Below are 15,625 nucleotides of genomic sequence, written 5' to 3' on the forward strand. Positions count from 1 at the left end.
CGCACAATGTTAAGACTTCACCACCCCATCCAGCCACGCCTGAAAACGCGCATACGGCACATACAACGCCACATTCTTATACAGCGTCTTGCCGCTCTTATTGTCGTCGATCTGGCTGCTATACCCGACAATCACCCCCGCCAACGTATCGTCGCTGGCGTTATACACTGCGCCGCCGGACATGCCTTTCACCACGCCGGCATTGGCCGCCACTACCACACAACTGGCTTTATTCCAGTCATTCGCCAGCGTGGTATTGATCAGATTCTTGCCGCTCGACGCCACCGGCATCGCCGAAATAAAGCTGTAACCGTATAAATTCACGCTGTCGCCGATATGGCTATTGCGAAACGGCGGCGGCAGATTGGCTTCGCTATTTTTGTGATACACCACGGCGATATCACACTCTGGATGCCAGGCCTTTACCCGATACAACGAGTACTTCGCCACGTGCGCGGCGGTCAGACTGTATTCGGGCGTGAGAGGAATGGTGGTGCCCAACGCACCAACGCCCAGCACCGTGGGAATGCCGGTGACGGTCATATCGACGCGTTTTGCCGCTTCTTTACTGTACTCGTAATGGCCAACAGAGCAGCCACTCAGGCAGCCAACTGCTAGCGCGATGAGCCATCGCATACGCTCTCCCCTCGATTTTTTGACATCACATAACCGGTCAATCCATTGAGGTATCGGCAGTGCCCGTCCACTCTTTACTGTTTGATTTCTCGCCAAAAGCCACGTCGTTGTGATGTGCATCACATCCCGCTTCAAGCGTAGCGCGGAATCTGCGATTTGTCTTAGTAGTGAGGTCGAGTCATTTTCCCGCGCAGCGATTATTGCCCGTGCAGCAAAATAGCTTTGCGGTGGGCAGGGTGGTTGCTGCCACAAGGCTATGCTTTAATGACAATGTGACGCAGTTCAAATTTTAATAAGCGTCCGCTGTAACCGTACGACGTTCGTTGTGCGGCCCGCCTGCAAAATTATTTGGGAGAGTGTGTTATGCCTGTTGCATTACTGGCGCTGGCGCTGAGTGCGTTCGCCATCGGCACCACGGAATTTGTCATTATGGGATTGCTGCCGGATGTGGCGGGCGATCTGCAAGTGTCGATTCCTTCGGCGGGATGGCTGATCAGCGGTTATGCGCTGGGCGTGGCTATCGGCGCACCGATCATGGCGCTGCTGACCGCCAAACTTCCGCGCAAGCGCACACTGATTCTGCTGATGATCATCTTCATTATCGGTAATGTGTTGTGCGCATTGGCGTACACCTACAACTTGCTGATGCTGGCGCGCATTGTCACCGCGTTGTGTCACGGCGCCTTCTTCGGCATTGGTGCGGTGGTTGCGGCGAGTCTGGTGGCACCGAGTAAACAAGCTTCTGCCGTCGCGCTGATGTTCACCGGCTTAACGCTGGCAAACGTGCTCGGCGTGCCATTGGGCACCTGGTTTGGTCAGATGTTTGGCTGGCGCGCCACCTTCTGGGGCGTGGCGATTATCGGCATCTTTGCCTTTATCGCCTTGATTGTCAGCTTGCCGACCAACAAGGAAGAGAAGCCGGTGCATCTGGCGAGTGAAGTGAGCGCGCTGGCGAATGGCAAACTGTGGCTGTCGCTGCTGATGACGGTGTTCTTTGCGGCGGCGATGTTTGCGCTGTTCAGCTACATCGCGCCGCTGCTGTTGCAGGTCACCGGCATCAGCGATCGTGGCGTGAGCTGGACGCTGTTCCTGATCGGTGCCGGTTTAACCGTCGGCAACATCCTCGGCGGCAAGCTGGCCGACTGGAAAGTGTCGTTCAGCCTGATCCTCAGCTTTGTGCTGATCGCGGTATTCTCGTTGCTGTTTAGCTGGACCAGCCATGCGCTGTGGCTGGCGGAAATCACCCTGTTCCTGTGGGCGATGGCGACCTTTGCTACCGTGCCGGGCTTGCAGATTAACGTGGTGCGCCACGGCAAAGATGCGCCGAATCTGGTGTCAACGCTGAATATCTCGGCCTTCAACGTCGGCAATGCGCTCGGCGCGTGGGTCGGTGGCGCGGTGATCGAGAAAGGTTACGGTTTGACGTCGGTGCCGGTTGCGGCAGCGGCATTGGCGGCGATGGGCTTGGTGATCTGCCTGATCACCTTCCGCAAATCCGGCGGGCAGGGCGAAACCGTGCGCGCCTAAGCCAGCCGTTCGGCAATGCGTTGCGGAAACGCGGCCACTTGCTGTTGCAGGTGGTCGCAGAAGTGATCGACCAGCGCTGAAGCCGGCCGATGCTGTGGCCGCACCATGCTAACGGTAAACGGCACCGCAATACTGAAACGACGCATCACCACACCGCTGTCGGCGTAATCCAGCGCCGTCAGCGGGTTCACAATCGAAATCCCCACGCCCGCGCGCACCATCGCACACACCGACGCCGCACTGTGCGTCTCCAGCACCAAACGCCGCTCCACATCCTGCTCATGAAACAACGAATCCAGTAGCTGACGATAACTGTCACTGCGCGACAGGCTGACGTAGTTTTCACCGTGGAAATCCTGCGGCGTCAGCACCTCGCGCTGGCACAGCGGATGCTGCGGCGGCAGCACGCACACTTCATCGCAGGTCAGCAGCGGCACGCGTTCGGTGCCTGCTGGCGCATGTTGGGTTTCGGTCAAACCGAGATCGTAGCGCTGCGCCGACAGCCACTCTTCCAGCAGCGGTGATTCCTGCGGAATGATGTTCAGACTCACTTGCGGATAACGTTGCAAAAACGGTTGCAGCAGCGGCGGCAGCAGCGATTGCGAAAACACCGGCAAACAGGCGATCGACAATTCTCCCTGACGGAACTGACGCAATCCTTCGGCGGCATCCATGATGCGATCGAGGCCGTACCACGAACGTTGCACCTCTTCATACAAGCGCAAACCTTGCACCGTTGGCTGCAAGCGGCCGCGCACCCGTTCAAACAGTTGCAGACCAAGCTGTTGCTCCAGACGTGCCAGTTCGCGGCTCACCGTCGGCTGCGACGTATGCAGCAGCGTGGCAGCCTGCGTCAGGTTGCCGCTGGTCATCACCGCGTGAAAAATTTCGATATGTCGCCAGTTAATTTTTGCCATCGCGCCCTCCGCAGAATCCATATCATATTTGCATAGCTGTCGCTAAAACAGATATTTTTCTGAATCGACCGGCTGTGGCTAAATAACCGTAATGACACAGGAGAATTAGCCATGCCACGTCCACTGAACAACACTGAAACGGCGCTCAACGCCACCAATTTACTGCCGCTGGCTCAACGCTATGCGGGTCCATTTTGGGCTTATGATGCCGCGATTATTCAGCAGCGCATCGCACAACTGAGCGCCTTCGATGTGGTGCGTTTCGCGCAGAAAGCCTGCTCGAACATTCACATCCTGCGCCTGATGCGTGCGGCGGGGGTTAAAGTGGATTCGGTATCGCTGGGTGAAATCGAGCGTGCGCTGATGGCCGGTTATCAGCCGGGCGGCGAAGATATCGTGTTCACCGCCGATGTGTTTGATCAGCCAACCTTGGCACGCATCGCTGAGCTGAAAGTGCCGGTCAATGCCGGTTCGGTGGACATGCTGCATCAACTCGGCGAAGTGTCGCCGGGCCACGCGGTGTGGCTGCGCATCAACCCAGGTTTCGGTCACGGTCACAGCCAGAAAACCAACACTGGCGGCGAGAACAGCAAACACGGTATCTGGCACGCGGATTTGCCATTAGCGCTGGCGGCTATTCAGCAGCACGGTTTGCGCTTGGTCGGTTTGCATATGCACATCGGTTCTGGCGTCGATTACGGTCACCTGCAACAAGTGTGTGACGCGATGGTCGATCAGGTCGTCACGCTGGGTCAGGATCTGGAAGCGATTTCTGCCGGTGGTGGTTTATCGATTCCGTATCGCTTTGGTGAAGAAGCCATTGATACTCAACACTATTACGGTTTATGGAATGGCGCGCGTGAGCGTATTGCCGCGCACCTCGGTCATCCGGTAAAACTGGAAATCGAGCCAGGCCGCTTCCTGGTTGCGGAATCGGGCGTGCTGGTTTCACAAGTGCGCGCGGTGAAAGAGATGGGCAGCCGCCACTTCGTGCTGGTGGATGCCGGTTTCAGCGATTTGATGCGTCCGTCGATGTACGGCAGCTATCACCACATATCGCTGCTGCCGGTTGATGGTCGCGCGCTGGGTGACGAGAACGTCGAAAGCGTGGTCGCGGGTCCGTTGTGCGAATCGGGCGATGTGTTCACGCAGTTAGAAGGCGGCAAAGTGGAAACCCGCGCGCTGCCTGCGGCGCAGGTCGGCGATTATCTGGTGTTCCACGATACCGGCGCGTATGGCGCATCGATGTCGTCTAACTACAACAGCCGTCCGCTGATTCCAGAAGTGTTGTTCGAAAACGGTGCAGCGCGCGAAATTCGCCGGGCGCAGACCATTCAGGAGCTGCTGGCGCTGGAGCTGATCTGATGAAGATCGTCGCGCTCAGCGAGGTGCCGCACCATGCCACGCAAATCACCGATTGGCTGTGGCAAGCGTTCGGAGAAGGCACCTCGCGCGAGTTTTATGACAGCATCGTGCGCAGCAGTCTTAACGGCGCTGATTATCCGGTGACCTTTGTGGCGCTGGAAGATGATATCCCGTTGGGCACCGTGGGATTTTGGCGCTGCGATTTAATCAGCCGCCAGGATCTCACGCCGTGGGTGGCCGCGCTGTATGTGGAAGAGTCCGCGCGCGGCAAGGGTTTGAGCGAAGCGTTGCAGCAGCATGTGATCGACTTTGCGCGTCAGCGCGGACACGACAAGCTGTGGTTGTGGTCAACGTTTGGTGGCTACTACGAACGCTTTGGTTGGCAATATCAGTGCGAGGCGCTGGAGTTCCCGGATGTGCGCGTGAAGGTGTATGCGCGGGATTTATAACCAGGTCGGCTTAAATGCCGACCCTACAACAGCCTTTCGTAGGGTGCGCATTTTTGCGCACCAAAATTTAACCCGGCCCGCTCACCGAATGCCGTCTCACCAGCGTTGGACTAAACATATTGGTCACTTCCGGCATCGGGCTGCCGTTGGCTAACGCCAGCGCCAACTGCGCCGCTTGTTGCGCCATGGTGACAATCGGATAGCGCACCGTGGTCAAACGCGGACGTACATAGCGCGACACCAACACATCATCAAAACCAATCAGCGACATCTCTTCCGGCACGCGAATGCCGTTATCACTCAGCACCGCCAGCGCGCCAGCCGCCATTGAATCGTTATAACAAGCCACAGCGGTAAACTGCTTGCCGCGTCCCATCAATTCGGTCATCGCCTGCTCGCCGCCGACTTCATCCGGTTCGCCCCACGCGACAAAGCGGTCATTGCACGGTAAACCGTGCTCTTTCAGCGCATCGTAATAGCCTTGCAGACGATCTTCGGCATCAGAAATGGTGTGGGTGGAGCAGATAAAGGCGATCTGCGTATGGCCTTGCTGAATCAGATGGCGCGTCGCCAGCCACGCGCCGTAGCGGTCGTCCAGCGCGATGCAGCGGGATTCAAAGCCTTTCAGCAGCCTATTTAGCAGCACCATGCCCGGCACTTGCTTCATCAGCATCTCTAAATCGTGGTCGGGCACTTTCTTGGCATGCACCACTAACGCCGCGCAACGGTGGCGCATCAACTGCTCAATCGCCTGACGCTCTTTTTGCTCATTGTGGTAACCGTTACCAATCAGCAAAAAGTTGCCGGTTTGACCGGCGACTTCATCGACCGCTTTCACCATGGCGCCAAAAAACGGGTCGGAAACATCGCCCACCACTAAACCCAGGGTTTCGGTGGATTGCTGCGCCAGGGCGCGTGCGTTGGCGTTCGGGTGATACTGCAACTGCTCCATTGCCTGAGTAACGGCGAGGCGTGAACTCTCGCTGGCTTTGGGCGAATTATTGATAACGCGGGAAACGGTCGCGACCGAAACCCCCGCCATACGGGCAACATCCTTAATGGTAGCCATGCGATTATCGACATCCGGGAAAACGTTTACACATGCCACCAGTGTTACGGAAAAGCCACCCTGTAGCAACCCGGCAGAATGTCAGCGCTGTCGCAAAAGCACGGAAAATCAGGCGCTCACAGCGCTGCTTTAGCTCTCTATCAGCCTCATGTTATGCTGCCATGCATAATCACACCTGCCTGCCGGACCCAAAACCATGAAAAATCGCGTGCCACATTTGGCGCACTGGGGCGCTTTTACCGCTGTCACCGAAAACGATCGCCTGATTGGCTGCGAACCGTTCTTCGCTGATGCCGATCCGTCGCCGATGCTGCACACCATTCCTGAGTTGGTCTATTCGGATAAACGTATCCGCCAGCCGATGGTGCGCCGTTCATGGTTGAAGTCGCGCGAGAACAGCGATCGCACCTTGCGAGGCCGCGAAGATTTCGTGGCGGTGGACTGGGATACCGCGCTGGATTTGGTGGCCGAAGAGAATCGCCGCGTGCGCGATCGTTATGGCGCATCGGGCATTTTTAATGGTTCCTATGGCTGGTCATCTGCCGGCCGCGTCAACCATGCGCGCACGCTGATTCGCCGCTTCTATTTTCAAGGCGGCGGCGGTGTCGATCAGCAAGGCAATTACAGTTGGGGCGCGGCGCAATTTTTCCTGCCGTACGTGATTGGCACCTACATGCCGCTTACCGGGCGCGTTACCGATTGGCCGGAAGTGGTCGAACACGCCGAGATTTTTATCGCTTTCGGTGGTTTGGCGCTGAAAAATGCGCAAGTGGCGTCGGGCGGAGCCGGGCAGCACAGCCTGAAACCGGCGCTTGAGCAGTTGAGCGCCAAAGGTACGCCGATCATCAACATCAGCCCGATGCGCGATGATTGTCCGGAATTCGTCAACGCCGAATGGATCCCAATTCGCCCGAATACCGACGTGGCGCTGATGCTGGCGCTGGGTTTTGAAATCACTCGTCTAAATGGCGTGGATGAAAGTTTCCTCACCAGCCATTGCACCGGCTGGCCGCAGTTGCGTGATTATCTGCTGGGCGAAAGCGATGGCATCGCCAAAACGCCAGAGTGGGCCAGTCGCATTACCGGCATTCCGGCGGCGCGCATCGCTTTGCTGGCACAGCAGTTGATCGGCAAACGCAGCTTTATTACCTGTTCCTATTCGGTGCAGCGCGCGCATCGTGGTGAACAGCCGTACTGGATGATGATTGCGCTGTCGTCGATGCTGGGTCAGCCAGGCTTGCCGGGCGGCGGTTTCTCATTTGGTCATGGCTCGATGAACAGCGTCGGCAATCCGCGTCAGGATGGCCCTGCGCCGCTGATGAGCACCGGGCCGAATCCGGGCAATCATTCCATTCCGGTGGCGCGCATCAGCGACATGCTGCTCAATCCCGGCCAGCCGTATCGTTTTCAGGGTGAAACGCTGCACTATCCGGATATCCATTTAGTGCACTGGGCGGGCGGCAATCCGTTCCATCATCATCAACAGCTTAATCGTCTGGTCGAAGGCTGGCAGCGTCCGGATACGGTGATTGTGCAGGACATCGTCTGGACGCCGGCGGCGCAGATGGCGGATATCGTGTTGCCGGCCACCACCACGCTGGAGCGCAACGATATCGGCGGTTCATCGCGCGATCGCTTTGTGCTGGCGATGCATCAGGCGATTAAGCCGCAGCATCAGGCACGCAACGACTTTGATATCTTCGCCGACATCGCCGACCGCCTTGGCTATCGCGAGGTGTTCACCGAAGGTCGCAACGAGATGCAATGGATTGAGCATCTGTATCAGCAATGCGCGGTGGCCCACGCGCGCAAAGATATTCATTTCCCGGAGTTTGGTGAGTTCTGGGAACGCGGATTTGTCGAGATCCCTGAAGGCGGCAAACCTTACGTGTTTATGGATGATTTCCGTGCCGATCCGGCCAGCCATCCAATCCAAACCGCCAGCGGCAAGATCGAGCTGTTTTGCCAAACCATCGCCGATTATCAACTGGATGATTTCGCCGGACATCCGGAATGGCGCGAGCCGCAAGAGTGGCTTGGCGCGCCGCTCAGTGAGCAGTTCCCGCTGCATATGATCTCGATCCAACCGAAAGATCGCCTGCACAGCCAGATGGACGCCACGCCGTCGGTGCAGGCCAACAAAACCGCCGGACACGAAACCTTGTATATGCATCCGCACGATGCCGCCGCGCGCGAGATTCAGGATGGCGATGCGATTGAAGTCAGCAACGCGCGTGGCCGCATGTTGGCGGGCGTCAGCCTCACCGACGGCTTAACGCCGGGCGTAGTGATCATCTCGACCGGCGCGTGGTTTGATCCGGGTTTTGGTCGCGCGTGGCAACCGTATGATCGCGCAGGCAACCCGAATGTGCTGACGCTGGATATCGGCACCTCGTCATTAACCCAAGGGCCAAACGCCATGAGTTGCCTGGTGGAAATCAAAAAACATCTGATGTGAATGGGCAACGAATAATCTCATCGCTGGTTACATTTTGCCGGTAACTGTTGCGTTTAGGCGATGGTTTCCCATCGTGCCCCCTTGCTACAGTCAGGGTCCCAGAGGTATTGATGGGTGAACATCAAAAAGTTTTCTTGATTACACCGACCTGCGCAGATGCGCAGGTTTTTTTTTGCTAACGAACTGATACACAGTTTTCCTGTCAACCAGTTGTGCGTTTCTTTATAACAGTCTCAATTCTACCCAAAATAATTCGAGCTACAGGAAGGCGGCAAGTGGGTGAGTCCCCAGGAGCTTACTGAAGTAAGTGACTGGGGCGAGCACGCGCAGCCAACGCACCTGCAGCTTGAAGTATGAAGGGTATTCATTTTTACCGCAGCGGATTGCTATGCCTCCAATTAAAAAATTTCTGGGAAAAGACCAGATCAAAGCGCCATTTAACCCGTTTCGTTTTCGCCTGATTTGTCTGGGAGTTCTTTGCTGCCTGGTGCTGTTGCTCGTCGCTGTCGGTGACTTGCAACTGATTAAACATCCGATGCTGGAGCATGAAGCCGATCAGCGCTCATTGCGCACCGTCACCTTGCCGACCAACCGTGGCACCTTGCTGGATCGCGATGGACAAGCGCTGGCGCTCAGCGTTCCGGCGCGTGACATCATTGCCGATCCGATGCGCGTACTCGAAGCCAATCCCGATTTCACCAGCGCCAAATGGGCGTATCTGGCGTCGGCACTCAATCTGCGCCCGGACGATCTGCGTGCACAAATCACCGCCAACCCGAAAAAGCGTTTCCTTTATTTGGGACGCAAAATCGAATTGGGCATCGCTAAAGATATTGCCGAGCTGAAGTTGAAAGGCATCAGTTCGGTGTATAACGACAGCCGTTTTTATCCGATGAGTGAAGCCGCTGCGCCGTTGATCGGCATTGTCGGCGCGGACAGCAACGGCTTGAACGGCATCGAGAAAGGCTTCGATCACGTGTTGCAGGGCGATCCGGGCAAAGAGGTGTATCGCCAGGATAAAGAAGGCAACATCATCGCGATGATCGATTACCAGCCGCCGCAACAGCCGCCAACGGTGCAGCTCAGTATTGATAAGTTCGACCAGTTCACGCTGTACAGCAAACTGCGCGACGGCGTGCTGCTCAACAAGGCGGATTCAGGCGCGGCGGTGCTGATTAAAATCGATACCGGTGAAATTCTGGCGATGGCGTCGTATCCGTCGTTTAACCCGAACAACTTTGATAACGCCACACCGGCACAGATGCGTAACGTGGCGATCAACGACAGCTACGAGCCGGGTTCAACGGTGAAACCGCTGGTGGTGATGGAAGGGCTGGAGCGCCATTTAGTGCGCCCCGATTCGGTGATCGATACCGCGCCATACAGCGTTAACGGCCACTTAATCCGCGACGTGGGTCACTGGCCGCGTTTGACCATGACCGGCATTTTGCAGAAATCCAGCGACATCGGCGTATCGCACATTGCACTGGCGATGCCCGCTGAAGCGCTGGTGAACACCTATCAAGCCTTTGGGTTGGGCAAACCGACTGGATTAGGTTTGACCGGTGAAAGCGTCGGTTATTTCCCGCTGCACCGCGAACGCTGGGCGGATATCGAACGCGCCACCTTTGCGTTTGGTTACGGCCTGCGTGTTACGCCGCTGCAAATTGCGCGTGAATACGCCACGCTCGGTTCGTATGGCATCTATCGTCCGTTGTCGATCACCAAAGTGACGCCGCCTGTGCTGGGTAAGCAAGTGGCGAATCCGGAAGTGGTACAAACCGTGGTGCACATGCTGGAGAGTGACGTATTGCCGGGCGGTACCGGCGTGAAAGCGGCGGTGCCGGGCTATCGTCTGGCAACCAAGACCGGTACGGCGGAGAAAATGGGCACCAGCGGTAAGTACGATGGCGGTTACGTCAACTACACCGCCGGGATCGCGCCCGCCAGCCATCCGGAAGTGGCGCTGGTGGTGATGATCAACCATCCAACCGCAGGCGACCACTTTGGTGGTTCGGTGGCCGCGCCAATTTTCGGCAACATCATGGGGCCGGTGTTGAAGCACATGAACGTGGCGCCGGATGCGATTTACAGCAAGCCGCCGCCAGCCGGTAAATCCTAGTGGCATCAAGCCGTCGCGGCTTGATGCACCACTAAAGCAGCTTAAGGACGCTCGCCATTATTCAGGCGGGCGTTAATTTTTGCGATAACGCCAGGCAAGTCAGCCAGGGTATCCACCACATAATGTGCGCCAGCTGAATAGAGTTTTTCAGCGGCAATCTGGCGACGTGCATCAATTTCGCTGGCCGACATCTGCTGATATTCGTCCCACGTCGCGCCAAATTCATTGCCGCTCACCGCCAGCCCAACGCTCCACATTCCGGCACGAATTCCTTCTACAATGCCCGGTGCCGAATCATCGACTTTGACGCAGTTCGCCACATCATCAATGCCCAGCGTAATCACGTTTTGCAGCGCCATCCACGGACCCGGACGCGCGCCCACCGGCAAATCATCCGACGCCACCCAATAATCTGGCGCATAACCTGCGGCAGCCGCAGCGGGAACCAGTTTCTCCATCACCGGGCGCGGATAGCCAGAGCAAGAGCCAATCTTCATGCCTTCGGCACGCAACTGGTCAATCACCTCGGTGACACCGGCAATCGGGGCGGCGAAATCGACCACCTTCTTGATTTGTAATGGCATAAAGGCGGCGTAAATGGCGTCGATATCCTGCTTATTCATCGCGCGACCAAACTTCTGCTGCCAGCGTGCATCGACGCTCGCCAGTTTGCCCAGCGCTTCAATGTGTTGCCACTTGCCGAGTCCCATTGGCACGCGCGCTTCCGCCAGCGTAATTTCCACGCCAAACGCCTGTTGGAAGGCTTCGACGAAAATCTGCGTCGGGGCGAAGGAGCCGAAATCGACGGTGGTGCCCGCCCAATCCAGAATCAGAGCATTAATACCTAACATGACGACATTCCTTATTGTTTCCAGTACATGGCTTGTTCAACCGCGATCAGCAACGCCGCGATGTCTTGTTCATACACCTCACCGATATTGCCGATGCGGAAGCAATCGCTCTGCGATACTTTGCCGGGATAGATAACAAAACCGTGCTGCTTGAGCTGTTGGTAAAAATCGTTGAAGCGATAAGTGGCGTGTTGCGGCGAGTAAAAGGCGGTGATGATCGGCGAATGCAGCCTATCTTCCAGCAGCGCCTCGAAACCTAACGCGCGCATGCCCGCCACCAATCGACGTTGATTGCTTTGATAACGCTGATAACGTGCCGCCACGCCGCCTTCTTGCTGCAACTCTTTCAATGCCTGGGCAAGCGCCAACACGGTGTGCGTCGGCGAGGTGAAACGCCATTTGCCGTGATGATCTTCCATGCAGCGCCATTGCGCATACAGGTCCAGCGACAGCGAGCGCGAGCGCCCTCGGCACTTTTCAAGTTCCGTTTGACGCGCAATCACAAAGGCAAAACCCGGCACGCCCTGAATACACTTGTTGGCCGAGCTGATCAGGAAATCGATATGCAATTCAGCGATATCCAGCGGAATGCCGCCGAAGCTGCTCATCGCATCGACGATGTAGCGTTTGCCCAGGCGATGCGCCAGTTCGCCCACGGCGGCAATCGGGTTGAGCATGCCGGTGGTGGTTTCGCAATGCACCATCGCAATGTGGGTGATGGCTGGATCCTGCTGCAAAATCTGCTCAATGGTGGCGACATCCGGGCAGGTCACTTCGCCACACGAATATGCATGATGTGCAATGCCCATCATGCTGGCCATCTCAATCATGCGTGCGCCGTAAGCACCGTTATCGACGATCAACACTTTGCCGTGATCGGCGACGACGCTGCCTAACACCGCTTCGACGGCATAGCTGCCGCTGCCTTGCAGCAAGACGCTGGTGAATCCGGCTTGCGGCGTTGCCAGCGCAACCAGCTGTTGACGGATGGTCTGTACCACGCCGAGGTTGTAGTCATCGTCCCAGGTGCAACTGTCGAACAACATCGCCTCTTTAACGGTTTTCGAGGTGGAGAGTGGGCCGGGGGTTAACAGCAAATAGGGCTTGGATTGCATTTTCTCACCATTGGTCTGTACCAGATTGGCGTTATTATCAAAACATCCGGATTGGAAGGTCAAAGGAAAAAGGCCGCTGCAACAAAAAATTCATCTGAGCATGTATAATGACGCCATAAAAAAACAGCGAGTCAGCATGAAAACAACCAACGCCGATATCCCGCAATATCTGCTGATCAAGGCAGAACTTCAGGCGCGCATTCAAAGCGGTGCGTTACAAAGCGGCGATAAATTGCCCTCTGAGCGTGAGCTTTGCGCCATCTTCAGCACTACGCGCACCACCATTCGCGAGAGCCTGGCGCAGCTGGAAGCCAGCGGGGTGATTTACCGTTCCGATCGTCGCGGCTGGTATGTCACACCCGCGCGGTTGCGACTCGATCCCACGCAGAACACCAACTTCCATAAGCTGTGTCTTGAGCAAGGGCGTGAACCTAAGACGGTGTTGATCAGCGGCAAACTCACTACGGTACCGCTGGATGTCAGGCTGCCTTTAGAGCTGCAACCCTTTGACCAAATCTACCTGCTAACCCGTTTGCGCTACGCGGATGGCCGCGCGATTTGCTATTGCGAAAACCATTGTTTACCGGCGCGCGTGCCGGAACTGTTGCGCCACGATCTCAACGGCAGCCTGACCGAGGTCTATCAGGCCAACTACGATTTGATTTACACCAGCATGCATTTGAGCTTCTTCCCCACCTCGGTTCCGGCGCATGCCGCCGCCGCATTGGGCATCATGGAAGGCTTGCCAGCGCTGCAACTCAGCCGTTTGAACTACGATCAACATGGCCGCGTACTGGACTTCGATATCGAATATTGGCGTCACGACAGCCTGCGGATTGACGTCGATACCCACTAAAATCTCGCGCTCCTCATAACAACCCTGGAAATTATTTTTCCGGGGTTTTTTTCGCTTTCATCCTTTTGTCATAAATTCCCCTTAGCGTGAAACAAAATCTGGTACATACCAGAATACAAAATCCACCTAAGAGGAACACCTGATGAAACTTTCCCGACTCGCTCTGTTCTCCGCCCTCGCATTGGTTACTGCCCCGGTTTGGGCTGATTCTGTGGTCACGGTTTACTCCGCTGATGGGTTGCATGATGGCGCGCAAAGCTGGTATCAAACCGAGTTTGATGCCTTCACCCAAGCGACCGGCATCAAAGTGCAGTACGTTGAAGGCGGTTCCGGCGCGATTGTCGAGCGTCTGGCGAAAGAGCGCAGCAACCCGCAGGCCGATGTGTTGGTTACCGTGCCGCCGTTTATCCAACGCGCCGCCACGCAGAACCTGTTAGCCGATTTTACCCCCGACGCCGCCGCCCACATTGCCGGTACTAACGCGCGTTATGTGCCGTTGGTGAACAACTATCTGAGCTTTATCTACAACGCGAAACTGCTAAAAAGCGCCCCAGCCAGCTGGCAGGAGCTGCTGGATAGCCGCTTCAAAAATAAACTGCAATATTCCACGCCAGGTCAGGCGGGCGATGGCACCGCGGTGATGTTGCAAGCGATTCAAAGTCACGGCAGCAAAGACGCGGGCTTTGATTATCTCGGCAAGCTGCAAGCCAATAATGTTGGCCCATCCGCTTCAACCGGAAAACTGACGGCGTTGGTCAACAAAGGTGAGCTGTACGTGGCAAACGGCGATTTGCAGATGAACCTGTCACAGATGGCGCGCAATCCCAACGTCAAAATCTTCTGGCCTGCTGATGCACAAGGCCAACGCAGTGCGCTGGCGTTGCCGTACGTGATTGGCTTGGTGCAGAACGCTCCGCAAAGCGAAAACGGTAAGAAGCTGATCAATTTCCTGCTGGATAACGCGGCACAGACCAACGTGAGTTCGCTTTCCTGGGGCATGCCGGTGCGCAACGACGTCACGCCAACTGATGACAATTACCAGCAGGCAAAAAGCGCGCTCGAAGGGGTAAATATCTGGCAGCCAGACTGGAACCAGGTAGCAGAAACGCTTTCAGCGGATATTGCCCGCTGGCACCAGGTCACCGACAGCGAGTAACGCGCGATGCTGATGAAAACTCAAGCCAACCCGCTTAGCACCTCCGGCATCGTCCTCGACGATCTGCGCGTTTCCTATCATGGCAACGTGGTGCTAAAACCGCTGTCGTTGACCATCGAACCCGGTGAGGTATTGGCCCTGATTGGGCCATCCGGTTCTGGCAAAACCACGGTGCTGCGCGCCATTGCCGGTTTTGTTGAGCCAGCCGCTGGACGCATTTTGATGGGCGGGCGCGAGATCACCCACTTGCCGCCTTATCAGCGTGGGCTTGGCATGGTGGTGCAAAACTACGCGCTGTTTCCGCACATGAAAGTTGAAGACAACGTGGCGTTTGGTTTGCGGGCGCAAAAACAGCCCAAAGCGTTGATTGGCGAGCGCGTGCAGCAAGCGTTGAAAAGTGTGGGGATGAGCGATTACGCCACCCGTTATCCGCATCAGCTTTCAGGCGGACAGCAGCAGCGCGTGGCGATTGCGCGCGCCATTGCGACGCGTCCCCAAGTGTTGCTGTTGGATGAACCGCTTTCGGCGCTGGATGCGCAAATCCGTCACAGCATGGTGGAGGAGCTTGCGCGTTTGCATCGCGAACTGCCGGAGCTGACCATCCTTTATGTCACGCACGATCAGACCGAAGCGCTCACCTTAGCCAACAAAATCGGCATCATGAAAGATGGCTCAATGATCGCCTACGGTGAAACGCAATCGCTGTATCGCTATCCACCCAACCGCTTTGCTGCGGAGTTTTTGGGGCGCGCCAATATTTTGCAGGCCACGGCGCTGGAGTTGTCAACGCAGGCCGGTGCAGTGCATGTCACCTGCGGCGGCAGCGTGGTTAACGCCTACACGCAAGGCGCGATGCGCAGCCGCAATAAGCTGTTATGTCTGCGCCCGCAGCACATTTCATTGAGTGCACGCAGCGCGCACAGCAATCGTTTGGAAGCCACTTTGGTGGCATCGCACTGGCAGGGCGATCTCACCCATTTGATTTGTGATGTGGCGGGCGAAAGCGTGCGCGTGGTGTTGACGCAACTCAACACGCAACCGCAGCCGGGCGAGCGGCTTACACTGTGGTTTGAAACCGAAGACGCCGTGTTAATTGAGGTGTGA

The 15,625-nt window shown here is 56.6% G+C and carries 13 protein-coding genes; 8 read left to right on the top strand and 5 right to left on the bottom strand.

The genetic code is table 11. The features are described 5' to 3' along the window. Window positions 1–9: 9 nt before the first annotated feature. A complete protein-coding gene (locus ACPUC7_RS06890; protein WP_494922283.1) occupies window positions 10–636 on the bottom strand; it encodes a serine protease in 627 nt (208 codons plus the stop codon). Window positions 637–999: 363 nt separating this feature from the next. Between ACPUC7_RS06890 and ACPUC7_RS06895 the strand changes: the two genes are divergently transcribed. Next, window positions 1,000–2,163, top strand: coding sequence for an MFS transporter (locus ACPUC7_RS06895; protein WP_494922284.1), 1,164 nt, complete (start codon window positions 1,000–1,002; stop codon window positions 2,161–2,163). Here the strand turns inward: ACPUC7_RS06895 and ACPUC7_RS06900 are convergent. Further along, window positions 2,160–3,080 carry a LysR family transcriptional regulator gene (locus ACPUC7_RS06900; protein ID WP_494922285.1) on the bottom strand — a complete coding sequence of 307 codons (921 nt, stop codon included), beginning with the start codon at window positions 3,078–3,080 and terminating at the stop codon, window positions 2,160–2,162. The two genes, ACPUC7_RS06895 and ACPUC7_RS06900, sit on opposite strands and share 4 nt — an antisense overlap. Before the next feature lie 111 nt (window positions 3,081–3,191). Here ACPUC7_RS06900 and lysA point away from each other — a divergent pair, with 111 nt between their 5' ends. Further along, window positions 3,192–4,445: a diaminopimelate decarboxylase gene (lysA, locus tag ACPUC7_RS06905; protein WP_494922286.1), complete on the top strand. Its 1,254-nt coding sequence runs from the start codon at window positions 3,192–3,194 to the stop codon at window positions 4,443–4,445. Next, a complete protein-coding gene (locus ACPUC7_RS06910) occupies window positions 4,445–4,894 on the top strand; it encodes a GNAT family N-acetyltransferase (RefSeq protein WP_494922287.1) in 450 nt (149 codons plus the stop codon). The genes lysA and ACPUC7_RS06910 overlap by 1 nt, the downstream gene beginning before the upstream one ends. 67 nt (window positions 4,895–4,961) lie before the next feature. Here ACPUC7_RS06910 and galR read toward each other — a convergent pair whose 3' ends face one another. Further along, window positions 4,962–5,963: an HTH-type transcriptional regulator GalR gene (galR, locus tag ACPUC7_RS06915; protein WP_343552397.1), complete on the bottom strand. Its 1,002-nt coding sequence runs from the start codon at window positions 5,961–5,963 to the stop codon at window positions 4,962–4,964. A gap of 196 nt (window positions 5,964–6,159) precedes the next feature. Between galR and ACPUC7_RS06920 the strand changes: the two genes are divergently transcribed. Both ACPUC7_RS06920 and ACPUC7_RS06925 read left to right on the top strand, forming a co-directional pair. Next, window positions 6,160–8,421: a molybdopterin-dependent oxidoreductase gene (locus ACPUC7_RS06920; protein ID WP_494922288.1), complete on the top strand. Its 2,262-nt coding sequence runs from the start codon at window positions 6,160–6,162 to the stop codon at window positions 8,419–8,421. 388 nt (window positions 8,422–8,809) lie between these two features. Further along, a complete protein-coding gene (locus tag ACPUC7_RS06925; protein WP_494922289.1) occupies window positions 8,810–10,543 on the top strand; it encodes a penicillin-binding transpeptidase domain-containing protein in 1,734 nt (577 codons plus the stop codon). Between the two features lie 41 nt (window positions 10,544–10,584). Here the strand turns inward: ACPUC7_RS06925 and phnX are convergent, their stop codons facing one another. Together phnX and phnW are read right to left on the bottom strand one after the other, a co-directional pair. Further along, window positions 10,585–11,394, bottom strand: coding sequence for a phosphonoacetaldehyde hydrolase (phnX, locus tag ACPUC7_RS06930; protein ID WP_494922290.1), 810 nt, complete (start codon window positions 11,392–11,394; stop codon window positions 10,585–10,587). Window positions 11,395–11,405: 11 nt separating this feature from the next. Beyond that, a complete protein-coding gene (phnW, locus tag ACPUC7_RS06935) occupies window positions 11,406–12,509 on the bottom strand; it encodes a 2-aminoethylphosphonate--pyruvate transaminase (protein ID WP_494922291.1) in 1,104 nt (367 codons plus the stop codon). Window positions 12,510–12,645: 136 nt separating this feature from the next. On the opposite strand from phnW, the gene phnR reads away from it, so the two are divergent. The 3 genes from phnR (at window position 12,646) to phnT (ending at window position 15,625) form a co-directional block, all read left to right on the top strand. Further along, window positions 12,646–13,365: a phosphonate utilization transcriptional regulator PhnR gene (gene phnR / locus ACPUC7_RS06940; protein ID WP_343552392.1), complete on the top strand. Its 720-nt coding sequence runs from the start codon at window positions 12,646–12,648 to the stop codon at window positions 13,363–13,365. 142 nt (window positions 13,366–13,507) lie between these two features. Further along, a complete protein-coding gene (locus ACPUC7_RS06945; RefSeq protein WP_494922292.1) occupies window positions 13,508–14,521 on the top strand; it encodes a 2-aminoethylphosphonate ABC transporter substrate-binding protein in 1,014 nt (337 codons plus the stop codon). A 6-nt stretch (window positions 14,522–14,527) separates the two neighbouring features. After that, window positions 14,528–15,625 carry a 2-aminoethylphosphonate ABC transport system ATP-binding subunit PhnT gene (gene phnT, locus ACPUC7_RS06950; RefSeq protein WP_494922293.1) on the top strand — a complete coding sequence of 366 codons (1,098 nt, stop codon included), beginning with the start codon at window positions 14,528–14,530 and terminating at the stop codon, window positions 15,623–15,625.

The sequence above is a fragment of the Pantoea sp. CFCC18179 genome (genome assembly GCF_059412405.1).